Source organism: Mesorhizobium sp. 131-2-1 (genome assembly GCF_016756535.1).
Taxonomy (GTDB): Bacteria; Pseudomonadota; Alphaproteobacteria; order Rhizobiales; family Rhizobiaceae; genus Mesorhizobium.
The window spans coordinates 578,571-591,934 of sequence record NZ_AP023247.1 but is presented as its reverse complement, the minus strand read 5'-3'; the positions used below and the strand labels follow the sequence as shown (position 1 = coordinate 591,934).

General features: G+C 63.8%; 12 protein-coding genes. 8 read left to right on the top strand and 4 right to left on the bottom strand.

Translation table 11 applies throughout. The annotated features are described in order from the left end of the window. Positions 1-3 precede the first annotated feature (3 nt). Together JG743_RS02740 and JG743_RS02735 are read right to left on the bottom strand one after the other, a co-directional pair. Complete coding sequence (locus JG743_RS02740) at positions 4-318, bottom strand: MocE family 2Fe-2S type ferredoxin (protein ID WP_126057092.1); 315 nt, start codon at positions 316-318, stop codon at positions 4-6. Between the two features lie 43 nt (positions 319-361). Next, positions 362-1,456, bottom strand: coding sequence for a fatty acid desaturase family protein (locus JG743_RS02735; protein WP_202302401.1), 1,095 nt, complete (start codon positions 1,454-1,456; stop codon positions 362-364). A 187-nt stretch (positions 1,457-1,643) separates the two neighbouring features. Between JG743_RS02735 and JG743_RS02730 the strand changes: the two genes are divergently transcribed. The 7 genes from JG743_RS02730 (at position 1,644) to JG743_RS02700 (ending at position 9,392) form a co-directional block, all read left to right on the top strand. Further along, positions 1,644-2,675 (top strand): LacI family DNA-binding transcriptional regulator, encoded by a 1,032-nt coding sequence (locus JG743_RS02730; RefSeq protein WP_202298011.1) that lies wholly within the window; start codon positions 1,644-1,646, stop codon positions 2,673-2,675. A gap of 311 nt (positions 2,676-2,986) precedes the next feature. Beyond that, positions 2,987-3,928 carry a sugar ABC transporter substrate-binding protein gene (locus JG743_RS02725; RefSeq protein ID WP_202298009.1) on the top strand — a complete coding sequence of 314 codons (942 nt, stop codon included), beginning with the start codon at positions 2,987-2,989 and terminating at the stop codon, positions 3,926-3,928. A gap of 104 nt (positions 3,929-4,032) precedes the next feature. Continuing rightward, positions 4,033-5,103: an ABC transporter permease gene (locus tag JG743_RS02720; protein WP_202298007.1), complete on the top strand. Its 1,071-nt coding sequence runs from the start codon at positions 4,033-4,035 to the stop codon at positions 5,101-5,103. A gap of 2 nt (positions 5,104-5,105) precedes the next feature. Continuing rightward, the gene (locus JG743_RS02715; protein WP_202298005.1) at positions 5,106-5,876 is read left to right on the top strand and encodes an ATP-binding cassette domain-containing protein; all 771 of its coding nucleotides are present in this window, start codon (positions 5,106-5,108) and stop codon (positions 5,874-5,876) included. Between the two features lie 82 nt (positions 5,877-5,958). Further along, positions 5,959-6,951: an inositol 2-dehydrogenase gene (iolG, locus tag JG743_RS02710; protein WP_202298003.1), complete on the top strand. Its 993-nt coding sequence runs from the start codon at positions 5,959-5,961 to the stop codon at positions 6,949-6,951. 30 nt (positions 6,952-6,981) lie between these two features. After that, positions 6,982-7,776, top strand: a complete 795-nt coding sequence (locus JG743_RS02705; RefSeq protein ID WP_202298001.1) for an SDR family oxidoreductase — start codon at positions 6,982-6,984, stop codon at positions 7,774-7,776. A gap of 524 nt (positions 7,777-8,300) precedes the next feature. Further along, positions 8,301-9,392 (top strand): 3-deoxy-7-phosphoheptulonate synthase, encoded by a 1,092-nt coding sequence (locus JG743_RS02700; RefSeq protein ID WP_202297999.1) that lies wholly within the window; start codon positions 8,301-8,303, stop codon positions 9,390-9,392. Positions 9,393-9,480: 88 nt separating this feature from the next. On the opposite strand, the gene JG743_RS02695 is transcribed toward JG743_RS02700, so the two are convergent. Continuing rightward, positions 9,481-10,590: a Gfo/Idh/MocA family protein gene (locus JG743_RS02695; protein ID WP_202297997.1), complete on the bottom strand. Its 1,110-nt coding sequence runs from the start codon at positions 10,588-10,590 to the stop codon at positions 9,481-9,483. Positions 10,591-10,795: 205 nt separating this feature from the next. Here JG743_RS02695 and JG743_RS02690 point away from each other — a divergent pair, with 205 nt between their 5' ends. Next, positions 10,796-11,641, top strand: a complete 846-nt coding sequence (locus tag JG743_RS02690) for a MurR/RpiR family transcriptional regulator (protein ID WP_202297995.1) — start codon at positions 10,796-10,798, stop codon at positions 11,639-11,641. A 158-nt stretch (positions 11,642-11,799) separates the two neighbouring features. Here the strand turns inward: JG743_RS02690 and JG743_RS02685 are convergent, their stop codons facing one another. Next, complete coding sequence (locus tag JG743_RS02685; RefSeq protein ID WP_202297993.1) at positions 11,800-13,350, bottom strand: winged helix-turn-helix domain-containing tetratricopeptide repeat protein; 1,551 nt, start codon at positions 13,348-13,350, stop codon at positions 11,800-11,802. Positions 13,351-13,364 lie beyond the last annotated feature (14 nt).

Sequence of the window (13,364 nt, the reverse complement as noted above, 5' to 3'; positions counted from 1 at the left end):
CGATCACCCGATCTGAATGAGGACTTTGCCGGCGTCGACCTTGACCGGATAGGTCTTGAGGTTGACGCAGACCGGGGCGCCCCTGGCGTCGCCGGTCTTGTAGTTGAAGCGGCCATTGTGCTTCGGGCACTCGATGATGTCGTCCATCACCAGTCCACCAGCCAGATGCACCTTCTCATGCGTGCACAGCCCATCGGTCGCGAAGTATTCGTCGTCCGGGCTGCGATAGATGGCGAAGGTACGGCCGCCATGGTCGAACCGCATGACGTCTTCCTCGTCGATGTCTCCGGCCGCGCAGGCCTCGACCCAGTCACTCATGTCGTCCTCCAGCGAATTGGATTGTTCGGCGCGCCTGGGCCGGTCATTCGGCCGCAGCAGCCGTTGGATGATCGCTGTGCAGATCCTCGCGATAGGGGCGGGCCGTCGGCGGCAGCTCCCGCTTGATGAAATAGTCTTCGTGGCGAAGCTGGCGCAGGAAGGCCGGGATCATCTCGCGGTAACCGGCCAGGATCGACGGCGTCGGCGTCGGCAGGTCGTGCTTGATCAACTCGTGCAGCCTGGGCAGCGCGTGATAGGGCACCATCGGAAACATGTGGTGCTCCACGTGGTAGTTCATGTTCCAGTAGATGAACCGGCTGATCGGATTCATGTAGACGGTGCGGCTGTTGAGGCGGTGGTCGATGACGTTGTCGGCCAGGCCGCCATGCTGCAGCAGCCCGGTCATGACGTGATGCCAGGCGCCGTAGAGCCTGGGCAGGCCGACCAGCATCAGCGGCAGGAACGAGTCGAAATAGAACGCCGACGCGATCGTGGCGGCATAGATCGCCGTCCAGATGCGGGCGATGCGGATCGCCTTCGGCTGCTCCTGCTCGGGAATGAAGGTCTTTTCAGCCGCGCTGATGTTGCCGGCCGCGTTGCGCAGCATGTCGCTCATCGCATGCCAGGCGTCGAGGACGCCGACAAAGGCCAGTGCCGTGCGGATCAGGTCCGGCGGCCGCATCACGGAGATTTCCGGATCGCGGCCGACGATGATGGTGTCGGTGTGGTGGCGCGTATGGCTCCAGCGCCAGGTCACCGGGTTGCGCATGATCATGAAGCAGGCGATCTGGTAGATGGCATCGTTCATCCACTGCGTGCGGAAGGCTGTGCCGTGGCCGCATTCGTGCCAGCGGGAGTCCGTCGAGGAGCCGTAGAGGGTGCCGTAGACGAAGAAGAACGGCACGCACCACCAGCTGCCCCAGAACCAGGCGCCGCCAGCCCCGCTGAGGATCAGGGCGCCGAGCCAGATGATGGTGTCGCGGATCGCCGGCTGGTCCGAGCGCTGCATCAGTTCCTTCATCTGCTTGCGCGGGATGTCGGTGTGGTACCACTCGGCCGCCGAGAGACCGTTCTCGACCGCCAGCCTGGCGTCGCGGCCGACCAGGCTGTAGTCGCGCCGGGATGGCGCCGCGTCCATCATTGCCGTCATCGCTTCCTCCATCAGCGCCTCACGGCTCAGCCCTCGCGTAAGGTGTGGGCGCGTGCACGGTCGGCGTCGAAATGCAAAATAGCCCCAAGCCATGATAGTCTCAATATCAGAAAGATAGTTTCTATCATTTCATATCAGAATGAGGTAAACTGACTCGGCAAGCTAGGGAGTGCTCATGGCAAAGCGGCCGACCATCACCGATCTGGCGCGCGTCTCCGGTGTCAGCGTTGCCACCGTCGATCGCGTGTTGAACAACCGCCTGCCGGTGAAGGAGGAAACGGCGCGCCGCGTCTATGAGGCTGCGACCGAGATCGGCTATCACGCCGCGGGACTGATCAGGCAGCGCATGCGCCAGGAATTGCCGGAATACCGGCTGGGCTTTCTGCTGTTGCGCGGCAATGATGTCTTCTACGGCGATTTCGCGCGCGAGCTGGAACTTGCGGTCTCGCAATCGCAGCGCTTTCGCGGCGTCGCGACGATCGATTTCGCCGCGTCACTGGCCGCCGACGAGATCGCCGCCGAGACACGCAGGCTGGCCGCGAAATCCAGGGCCGTGGCCGTCGTCGGTCCCGACCACCCGACGCTGACAGCGACGGTGGAGGCCCTGAAGGCCAGGAACGTGCCGGTGTTCTCCCTGCTGTCCGACTTCGCCGCCGGCATCCGCGAGGGCTATGTCGGTCTCGACAACCGCAAGGTTGGTCGCACCGCGGCCTGGATGATCGCCAAGGCGGCCAGCAAGCCCGGCAAGGTCGCCCTTTTCGTCGGCAGCCATCGCTTCCATGGTCATGAACTGCGCGAGATTGGCTTCCGCTCCTTCTTCCGCGAGCATGCCCCGCAATTCACCGTGATGGAGACTCTGGTCAACCTGGAAGCGAACCAGGTGACCCACGATGCGATGATCGATCTTCTTGCCCGGCATCCGGACCTCGCCGGCTGCTATGTCGCCGGTGGTGGCATGGAAGGCGCGGTCTCGGCGCTACGGGCCGCGCGACCCGCACATATGCCGGTCGTCGTCTGCAACGAGATCAATGCAGAGTCGCGCGCGGCGCTGGCCGACAACATCCTCACCATGGTCATCTCCACGCCGCTCGCCGCGCTCTGCCGCGAGCTTGTCGATCTGATGGCGCATGCCATCGAGGCTGGCGCCGCCAACGCGCCTGGCCAGACCTTCCTGCCCTTCGACATCTATCTGCCGGAAAACATCTAGCCGCACCGGCAATGCGCGTGCCGGCGCGCCGACCAGCGAAAATGATAGAATCTATCAGGCGGGTCCGAAAATCCGGCGTCCGGCTTCCGATTCGCCCTTGACGTCGTCGCCAGAAATGGAATAAATATTTCACAAACTGGGTATTTTGGTTCTTTCGTTCCGGAACATCTGTTTCAAACAGAGGATTTGGCGTTCCATCACGCAAAGGGCGCCCTCCGGAACCGGAATGGAAAGCGGGAGAGATTCCTCGGGAGATCGGGGATTCCGGGCAAGATCGGTGCTGCCGGACACCAATGTGGAGGAGAAATACAATGAAGAAACTGCTTTTGGGCGTCGCGCTGTCGGCGCTTATGTGTTCGTCCGCCTTTGCCGCCAAGGTTGGCGTGTCGATGGCCAAGTTCGACGACAACTTCCTCACTGTGCTGCGCAACGGCATGATCGAGCAGGCCAAGGGCATGGACGGCGTCGAGCTGCAGGTCGAGGACGCGCAGAACGATGTCGCCAAGCAGCTTGACCAGATCAAGAACTTCGCCGCCTCGGGCGTCGACGCCATCATCGTCAACCCGGTTGACACTTCGGCCACCCAGGCGATGTCGGATGCCGCCGCCGCGGCCAAGATCCCGCTCGTCTACGTCAACCGCGAACCGGTCAACGTCGACTCGCTGCCCGAAAACCAGGCCTTCGTCGCCTCGAACGAAGCCGATTCCGGCACGCTGGAAACCAAGGAAGCCTGCCGCCTGTTCAAGGAAGCCGGCAAGAAGGAAGCCAACGTCTATGTGATCATGGGCGAGCTTTCCAACCAGGCCGCGGTGCAGCGCACCAAGGACATCGAGGAAGTGATCGCCACGCCGGACTGCAGCTTCATCAAGATCATCGACAAGCAGACCTCGAACTGGGACCGTGACCAGGCGCAGAACCTGATGACCAACTGGCTGTCGACCGGCAAGCCGTTTGACGGCGTCATCGCCAACAACGACGAAAGCGCCATCGGCGCCATCCAGGCGATGAAGGCGGCCAACATCGACATGAAGACGGTGGTCGTCGGCGGCGTCGACGCCACCCAGGACGCGCTGGCCGCGATGCAGGCCGGCGATCTCGACGTGACGGTCTTCCAGGACGCGGCCGGCCAGGGCGCCGGCGCGCTCGATGCGGCGCTGAAGCTCGCCAAGGGCGAGAAGGTCGAGCACAAGGTCTATGTGCCGTTCCAGCTCGTTACGCCGGCGAACATCGACAAGTTCCTGAAGAAGAACTGAGGCCGTCAAACGGAGCGGCGCTTCAATCGGAACAGCAGCGCCGCTCCTTCTTTCCTCCCGCCCGTACGGGCGGGAGGACGCATGCGGCCGATGGAGGAAAAGACGTGGCACAGACATCCCATGGCGTCGGCGGTCTCACCTACGATGCGAAGAAACGTGCATGGCCTGCCGAATTCAACGTTTTCCTGGCGCTCATCATCCTCGTCGGCGCTTTCGAGCTGATCGGCCGGGTCTTTCTCGGCGACAGTTTCCTGTTCAACACCCGTGACAATGTCGATGCGATCTTCAACCAGCAGCGCCTCGAAATCATCATCCTGCAGGTGTCGATCGTCGGCATCATCGCCATCGGCGTGACCCAGGTGATCATCTGCGGCGGCATCGACCTGTCGTCCGGTTCGGTCGTCGGCGCCACCGCGATGATTGCCATGAGCTTCGCCCAGGTGTCGACGGTCAATGGCAACCCGAACCCCAAGGCGATGTTCGTCGGCTGGACCGACCTGCCGGTGATCGTTCCGGTTCTTGTCGCGATCGGTTGCGGCCTGCTGGCCGGCCTGGTCAATGGCGCGCTGATCGCCTACACGCGCATTCCGCCCTTCATCGCCACGCTCGGCATGATGGTCACCGCGCGCGGTATCGCCAAATGGTGGTCGAAGGGCCAGCCGATCTCGTTTCCCACCGACGGTTTCGCAGCCATCGGCAAGGGCCTGATGCCGGTCGTCATCTTCATCTCGCTGGCGATACTGTTCCAGCTGATCCTGACCTACACCAAATACGGCAAGCACTGTTATGCCATCGGCTCCAATGAGGACGCCGCGCGCATGTCCGGCATCAAGATCGCCAACCACAAGGTGCTGGTCTATGCCATCGCCAGCATCCTGGCCGCGCTCGCCGCCGTGGTGTTGTGCTCAAAGAACCTCACCGCCCAGTCCGGCATGGGCGTGATGTACGAACTCGACGCCATCGCCATGGCGGTCATCGGCGGCGTCTCGCTGTCTGGCGGCCGCGGCTCGATCATCGGCACCGTCATCGGCTCGCTGATCTTCGGCGTCATCATCTCCGGCTTCACCTTCCTGCGCCTCGACGCCTACTACCAGGAGATGGTCAAGGGCGTGATCATCGTCGGCGCGGTGGTTCTCGATCAATGGCGCCAGCGTCGCCGCGCGATAGGAGCTTGACCATGTCGGACATCGTTCTCAAAACCGAAAACCTGACCAAGCGCTATGGCGGCGTGCATGCTCTCGAAGGCGCGAACTTCGAACTGCGCAAGGGCGAGCATGTCGCCATCATGGGCGACAACGGCGCCGGCAAGTCGACCTTCGTGCGCCAGATCACCGGCGTCGAGCAGCGCACCGACGGCAAGGTCTGGTTCGACGGCAAGGAAGTGAACTTCGCCGGACCGATCGAAGCGCGCGAGGCGGGCATCGAGACCGTGTTCCAGAACCTTGCGCTCGCCGACGATCTCGACGTGCCGTCCAACCTGTTCCTCGGCCGCGAGAAGGTGCTGTTCAATCTCGGGCCGTTCTCGATCCTCGATCGCAAGTACATGCGCAAGGCGACCGAGGCGGCACTGGTCCGCACCGCGGTGAAGATCCCAAACCTCTCCAGCACCATCCGCCACATGTCGGGCGGCCAGCGCCAGTGCGTGGCGATCGCCCGCACCGCGACCTTCGCCTCCAAGCTGATCATCATGGATGAGCCGACGGCGGCCCTTGGCGTGCAGGAGACGGCGCAGGTCGAAAACATCATCCGCACGCTGAAGGCAAATGGCGAACCGCTGATCCTGATCAGCCACAACATGCGCCAGGTGTTCGACCTGGTCGACCGCATCGTCGTCTTCCGGCGCGGCAAGATCGTCGCCAATCTGCGCAAGCAGGACACCGACGGCAACGACATCGTCGCCTACATCACCGGCGCCAAGACCGGGCAGGCGGAACTCCAGGCCGCCTGACGGGCGTCACGACGGGATAAACCAAATCGTCCGCGCCAGACAGGCGCGGACATGTTTTAGAACCACCCTCAAAGGACAATTCATGACTATCCGCTTCGCTCTTCTCGGCGCCGGCCGCATCGGCAAGGTCCATGCTCGCGCCGTCGGCTCCAATCCCGATGCAAAACTGGTTGCCGTGGCGGACGCCTTCGAGAAGGCGGCGAGCGATTTGGCCTCGGCCTATGGCGCCGAAGTGCGCAGCATCGAAGCCATCGAGAAGGCCAAGGACATCGACGCCGTCATCATCTGCACGCCGACCGACACCCACGCCGACCTGATCGAGCGTTTCGCCAAGGCCGGCAAGGCGATCTTCTGCGAGAAGCCGATCGACTTGAACGTCAAGCGCGTCGAGAAATGCCTGGCCGTGGTCGAGAAGGCCAAGGCGACGCTGATGGTCGGCTTCAACCGCCGTTTCGACCCGCATTTCGCCGCCGTGCGCAAGGCGATCGACGACGGCGCCATCGGCACGGTCGAGATGGTCACCATCACCTCGCGCGATCCGGGCGCCCCGCCGCTCGACTACATCGCCCGCTCCGGCGGCATCTTCCGCGACATGACCATCCACGATTTCGACATGGCGCGTTTCCTGCTCGGCGAGGAGCCGGTGGCGGTCAGCGCGCATGCCTCGGTGCTGGTCGACAAGAAGATCGGTGAGGCCGGCGATTTCGACTCGGTCAGCGTCATCCTGGAGACCGCGTCGGGCAAGCAGGCCGTCATCTCCAATTCGCGCCGCGCCACCTATGGTTACGACCAGCGTATCGAGGTGCATGGCTCCAAGGGCATGGTCGCCGCCGAGAACCAGCGGCCGGTGTCGATCGAGCTCGCCAACGAGAAAGGCTATACGCGTCCGCCGCTGCATGACTTCTTCATGACTCGCTACCTCGACGCCTATTCCAACGAGATCGCCGCCTTCATCGCCGCGGCAACCAAGGGCAAGAAGGCGGCGCCAAGCGGAGCCGACGGCCTTGTGGCCCTGAAGCTGGCCGATGCGGCGCTGAAGTCGGCCAAGACGGGCAAGACCGTCCGCGTCGACTGAACGTTTGAACTCGATTTCAGGAGCACAGCGATGAGCGGTTTGGCCGGTCGCAATTCAGAAACGCGCGCCATCGTCACCGGCGGCGCGCAGGGCATCGGCTTCGCCGTCGCCGAGGCGTTGGCCGACGAGGGCTGCCGCGCGCTGGCGCTGATCGGGCGTTCGCAGGAGAAGGGCGACAAGGCGGTTGCCGCTTTGAAGAAGGCCGGCGTCGACGCCATCTTCATCAGCGCCGATGTCGCCAAGGTCGCCGACTGCAAGCGCGCCGTCGACACGGCGATCGCGCATTTCGGCACGCTGAACGCGCTGGTCAATGCCGCCGCCACCTCGGCGCGCGGCTCGCTGGTCGAGACCTCGGAGGAGCTTTTCGACCAGATCTTCGACACCAATGTACGCGGGCCCTTCTTCCTGATGCAGGGCCTGGTCGCGCATCTGCTGTCGCGCAAGGCGCCTGGCTCGATCGTCAACGTGTTGTCGATGTCGGCGCATGCCGGCCAGTCGTTCCTGACGCCCTATTCGACCAGCAAGGGCGCGCTGATGACGCTGACCAAGAATGTCGCCAGCTCCTACCGGAAGAACCGCATCCGCTGCAACGCCGTGCTGCCTGGCTGGATGGATACGGAAGGCGAGGACATCGTGCAGAAGAAATGGCACGATGCGCCCGATGACTGGCTGGCAAAGGCCGAAGCTTCGCAGCCCATGGGCCAACTGGTGAAGCCGGCCCAGCTTGCCCGGCTGATCACCTACATGGTCAGCCCGCAGGCCGGCGTCATGACCGGCTCGCTGGTCGACTACGACCAGAACATAGCCGGCGTAATCGGCGAGTAGACTCCAGGGAGTTCGACACGGCGCTGGGTGATGCGTACCGCTAGGCGCGGTGCGCTTCGTGCAACGTCGCCAACTCCACCTGAACATCGGCTAGTTCTTGCTTCCAATAGGCAAGGTCCTCGAGCGTGGGGGGCGTCCCGAAAGCGTTGGCCTCGTATGCCCGGAGCATCGCTCGCGCTGTTCGTAGTCGGGCCTCCGCCGCCGCACGCAGAAGGGCGTGCACATCGATCGGTTCTTCAGGTTCTGGATCCATGCCGCCCAGCGTACATGGGTTTTGGCTAAGTCGCGAGAAGCGGCCCTCAATTTTTAGACGACGGCCCCGGAGTAGTGACAAACGCCCCCGCATCGACTATATGAGCCGCATGATCAACTTGTCCGCCACGTATTGGTACTTTAGCAGCTCGCTGGCGGCGGGAGGATTGCGCTCGATCTGAAGATTGCAGATCAAAAATCCGACAAGCCGCCAGACCTGGCGGCTTTTTTGTTTTCAGCCGGCAGGTCTCCTAAACCAGGAGCAGAAAGCCGTGTTGACCACCACAGACGACCTTCGGGTCAGAGAACTCACAGTCCTGAGCACGCCGGACGAGGTGATGCGCGAGATCCCGCGATCACTCACCGCGACGCGCACCGTCGCCGCCTCGCGCAACGCCATCCATTCCATCCTGACGGGGGCCGACGATCGACTTGTTGTCATCGTCGGCCCTTGTTCCATCCATGATCCGGTCGCCGCCGTGGACTACGCCAGCCGTCTGGCGGCGCTGCGTGAGGCCCTGGCCGACCGGCTCGAGATCGTCATGCGCGTCTATTTCGAGAAGCCGCGCACCACGGTCGGCTGGAAGGGGCTCATCAACGATCCCGATCTCGACGGCAGCTTCAAGATCGACAAGGGCTTGCGCATGGCGCGCAACGTTTTGTCGGCTGTCAACAATCTCGGTCTGCCGGCGGCGACCGAGTTCCTCGACATGACGACGCCGCAATACATCGCCGACCTCGTCGCTTGGGGCGCCATCGGCGCGCGCACCACCGAGAGCCAGATCCATCGCGAGCTGGCGTCGGGCCTGTCCTGCCCGGTCGGCTTCAAGAACGGCACCGACGGCAATCTCAGGATCGCCGCCGAGGCGGTGAAGTCGGCCGCGCAGCCGCATCATTTCATGGCGGTGACCAAGGGTGGCCGCAGCGCGATTGCCGCGACCACCGGCAACGAGGACTGCCACGTCATCCTGCGTGGCGGCGTTGTGCCCAACTTCGATGCGGCGAGCGTTGATGCTGCAGCTACGGAGCTCGCTCGCATCGGCGTCGCCCCGCGGCTGATGATCGACGTCAGCCACGCCAACAGCGCCAAGAAGCCGGAGAACCAGCCGAAGGTCGCGGCCGACGTGGCTGGCCAGGTCGCGGCTGGCGACGAGCGCATCATCGGCGTCATGATCGAGAGCAATCTCGTCGCCGGCCGGCAGGACGTGGTGCCCGGCAAGCCTCTGGTCTATGGCCAGAGCATCACTGACGGCTGCATCGACTGGGCGACCACCGAGACGGTGCTGCACGGCCTTGCCGGCGCCGTCGAATGGCGCCGCTCGGTGAAGCGAGAAATGCTCGCCAGCCGCCAGGGCGCTGCTTGACGCCAAGCAGATTCCGGAAAAGTGTCGCACGGTTTTCCAGCAAGAATCTGCGGCAAAACAAGGCGCGAAAGCGGGTGGGCGGCGGCTGTTACCGCACGTCCACCCAGCGCTGCTCCTGGAACGAGCGCGCCATCGCATGCACGGTGCGCTCGATCTCCAGCCCTTCGTCGAAATCGATGATCCGTGCCGGCTTGCCGGCGATCCGCATCGACAATTCGCGGCATTCGATGATCTTGAGATCGTTGAAGCCGAGGCCGTGGCCGGGCGCCGGCAGGAAGGAATCGTAGGGCTTGTGATGCGGCGCTACCAGGATCGTGCGGTAGCCCTGCTCGGTCGGCCGGTCGGCGGTGAGGTAAAGCTGGAACTCGTTCATCCGCTCCTGGTCGTAGAGGATGGAGCCCTTCGAGCCGAAAATCTGGATCGCGATGCGGCCCTTGCGGCCCCAGGCCGAACGGTTGACCAAGAGCGTGCCGGCGATGCCGTTCTCGAGGTGCATCAGCACGCTGGCGATGTCGTAGGTCTCGACCGCGCGGCGCCCCCCGGATGCAACCTTGCGGTCGGCATAGGGCTTGGCCATGTCGCACATGACGCGGCCGACGCGGCCGAACAGCACCTTGATCAGCGACAGCGGATGCACGGCGAAATCGTCGAGCGCGCCGTAGCCGGAGGCCGCCTCGTGTTTCCAGAAGAACGCCGCCTCCGGATCGGCCATGAAGTCCTCGTCCATCTCGATGCGCAGATGGTTGACCTCGCCGATGGTCTTTTCCTCAAGCAGCGCGCCGATGTGGCGGATGGCCGGGTTCTGGATGTAGTTGTAGCCGAGCGCCGCCACCTTGCCGGATGTCTTCGCCGCCTTCGCCATCGCTTCGGCCTCGGCGAAGCCCGGCGCCATCGGCTTCTCGCACCATAGATGCTTGCCGGCTTCGAGGATGGCGATCGCCATTTCCGGATGGAACTGGTTGGGCGTCGTCAGCGAGACGATTTCGACCTCCGGATCGTTGACCACGGCGCGCCAGTCGCCGGAACCCCTGGCGAAGCCGAATTCACCCGCCTTGCGTCTGGCGAGCTCGTCACTGACTTCGCCCAGATGCACCAGCTTCGGCTTGGCCACGTCGGGAAACACGGTGCCGACCGCGCTCCAGGCGATGGCGTGGCACTTACCCATGAAACCTGTGCCGATGAGGCCCACTCCGACCATGTCGATTGTCTCCGCGTTGGAGCAATCCCGGGAAAGTCTGAAGCGGTTTTCCATCCGGAATTGCGTCAAAGGAACTTGCGTGGATGAATTAATCCATTTTTGTTTGGAATGGAACGTCCAAATCATTTTTTATGGTGTTCTTGCGTGAAGTCGCTATGATGAGGCAGGAGAGGGAACTATCAATATGGCCGTGGGCGGAGCGACGATGGACGAACGGGTTCCCCGCGATTTCGAGACCCTGCGCGCGACGATCCTGGAGCGGCGCCACAGCCTGCCCAAGCGCATCGCGCAGATCGCTGCCTATGCGCTCGACAATCCCGACGACATCGCCTTCGGCACCGCCGCCAGCATTGCCGCCTCCGCCGGAGTCCAGCCCTCGACCCTGATCCGCTTTGCCCAGCAGCTTGGCTTCGACGGCTTCACCAGTCTGCAGCTTGTGTTTCGCGAACGCCTGCGCGAGCGCAATTCCTCCTATGACGAACGTCTGGCCGCCTTGCGCGCCAAGGCCGAGGAAGGCGCCGGCCACCGGGCGATCTTCGACGGTTTCGTCGCCGCCGCCAGCACTTCGCTGAGCGACATTTCGCGCACGCTGAACGAGCCGCATTTCGAGGAGGCGATCGCGCTGCTGGCGAAGGCCGAGACCATCTATGTGCTGGCCAAGCGCCGCTCCTATCCGGTCGCCTCCTACATCGCCTACGCGCTGGGCAAGCTCAAGATCCGCAACCAGCTGATCGAGTCGGCCGCCGGTCTCAATGCCGAGATGATCGGCTTTGCCACGCCGAGGGACGCCGTCATCGCCATCAGCTTTTCTCCCTATGCGCCGGCGACCATCGAGGAGACGCGTTCCATCTCCGAGCAGGGCGTGCCGATCGTCGCCATCACCGACAGTTCGTTCTCGCCGCTCGCCCAGTTCGCCAAGGTCTGGTTCGAGGTCGCCGAGGCCGATTTCGCCGGCTTCCGCTCGCTGTCGGCCACCATGGCGCTGGCCATGGCGCTGACCGTCGCCGTCGGCGAGAAGCGGCGCGACCCGGGCCGCAAGCGCAAGGGCTAGAGTCAAAACCAATCACGCTGAACGATCGATTCGACCCCTTTGCGGTCGTTCGGCTGCGAGCGTCGCATGAGGCGATCTGGCCCTTTGCGGACTTCTCTGTAGCAAGCTCCCTTTGCATGGGGAGTGTTCGACCAGTGAGCCGGCATGCGCCTTTGCGGCTATTGCGGCAGGCCAGCCATCCTCATGGCGTCGGTGACGTCATCGATGATATCAGGCGCAATTCCCACGGCCGCCGACCAGCGGCCAATGCTGAAATGCGGGTCGAGCGCCATCAGCCGCGCTCCCGCCGTCTTGGCCTCCTCAAGCCGTCCAAGCCTGGCGAGGGGAGCGGCCAGCCATCCGTGCAGGATGCTGAAGCCGGGGTTCAGTTCCACCGCCCGCCCGCCGGCTGCGATTGCCTGCTCATGCCGGCCGATAAGAAAGTTGCCGAAGCCGATGATACCTTGCGGCACGCAATTCATGGCGTCCAGCGGATTGAGCCGCAACGCCTGCTCGCCCCAGTCGATGGCGCGTGGCGCATCGCCGCCATAGGCCACCGGCACACATCCGAAAGCATAGACAAAGGCGCAGGACGCGCTGAGCGCCAGCGCTTGCGTAAACGCTTCGTCGGCGAGTCTGCGGTCATGCTCGACCAGGCCGATGGTGAAGCCGGCGAGTGCCAGCGCCATGGCGTCGCCCGAACCGTGCTCGATCGCCGCATGGGCATGGCGGGACGCTTTCTCGCGGTGCTCCGCCAGCATGCCGCCGCGGATGAACAGGGTCTGGTGCGCCCAGGCGGCAAAGCCATGGGCAAGCGCATAGTTCGGCTCGATGGCGAGCGCCTGGTCGAGCAGCGGCAGGCCTTTGGCGGCGCCCTGCGGCATGAAGGTGTAGACGTCAGGCAGCGCGCGCAGAAAAAGATCGTAGGCGTCGAGACTGTCGGGTCGCTTGCGCCGCACGCGCTCGATCTCGGCACGGCGCAGATTGGGCTCTATTGCCGCGACCACGCTGACGGTGATCTCATCCTGCAGCGCGAACACATCGGTCAGGTCGCGGTCGTAGCGTTCGGCCCACAGATGACTGCCGTCCTCAGCGTCGATGAGCTGACCGGTGATGCGGACGCGGCTTCCCACCTTGCGCACGCTGCCTTCCAGCACATAACGCACGCCGAGCTCGTGCCCGACCTGCTTCACATCCACCGCGCGGCCTTTATACGTGAAGCTTGAGTTCCGCGCGATCACGAACAGCCAGCGGATGCGTGACAGGCCAGTGATAATGTCCTCGACCATGCCGTCGGCAAAATAGTCCTGATCCGCATCGCCGCTCAGGTTCACGAAGGGCAGCACGGCGATGGACGGGCGAGCGGGAATGCCCAGGCCCGACTTCGGCTGCTCGAACGGCGCGATGGCCTCGGCGCCGGCCTCCTCGCGCACGGTGCCGACGAACCGGAAGCCCCTGCGCAGGATGGTGCGCACGAGCCGCTGCTGCTCGCCATTGTCCTGGAGCGCACTGCGCGCGGCGTTGACGCGGCTGGCAAGTGTGGCGTCCGAGACGATGCGCCCCTGCCAGACCGCATCGACCAGATCGTCCTTGCTGACCACCCGCTCGCGGTTGCGGATCAGATATTGAAGCAAGTCGAATACCTGCGGCTCGACGGGAACCAGGTCGTTGCCGCGGCGCAGTTCGCGCCGGTCGCCGTCCAGGGCGAAATCCTCGAAAAGATACGGCAAATTGCTGCTCCGTA

Bases quoted from the DNA above. Each gene is read 5' to 3' on its own strand.
- JG743_RS02730 (WP_202298011.1), top strand. From the start codon at position 1,644: ATGGCAAAGCGGCCGACCATCACCGATCTGGCGCGCGTCTCCGGTGTC.
- JG743_RS02690 (WP_202297995.1), top strand. From the start codon at position 10,796: ATGGACGAACGGGTTCCCCGCGATTTCGAGACCCTGCGCGCGACGATC.
- JG743_RS02715 (WP_202298005.1), top strand. From the start codon at position 5,106: ATGTCGGACATCGTTCTCAAAACCGAAAACCTGACCAAGCGCTATGGC.
- JG743_RS02725 (WP_202298009.1), top strand. From the start codon at position 2,987: ATGAAGAAACTGCTTTTGGGCGTCGCGCTGTCGGCGCTTATGTGTTCG.
- JG743_RS02740 (WP_126057092.1), bottom strand. From the start codon at position 318: ATGAGTGACTGGGTCGAGGCCTGCGCGGCCGGAGACATCGACGAGGAA.
- JG743_RS02705 (WP_202298001.1), top strand. From the start codon at position 6,982: ATGAGCGGTTTGGCCGGTCGCAATTCAGAAACGCGCGCCATCGTCACC.
- JG743_RS02695 (WP_202297997.1), bottom strand. From the start codon at position 10,590: ATGGTCGGAGTGGGCCTCATCGGCACAGGTTTCATGGGTAAGTGCCAC.
- iolG (WP_202298003.1), top strand. From the start codon at position 5,959: ATGACTATCCGCTTCGCTCTTCTCGGCGCCGGCCGCATCGGCAAGGTC.
- JG743_RS02735 (WP_202302401.1), bottom strand. From the start codon at position 1,456: ATGGACGCGGCGCCATCCCGGCGCGACTACAGCCTGGTCGGCCGCGAC.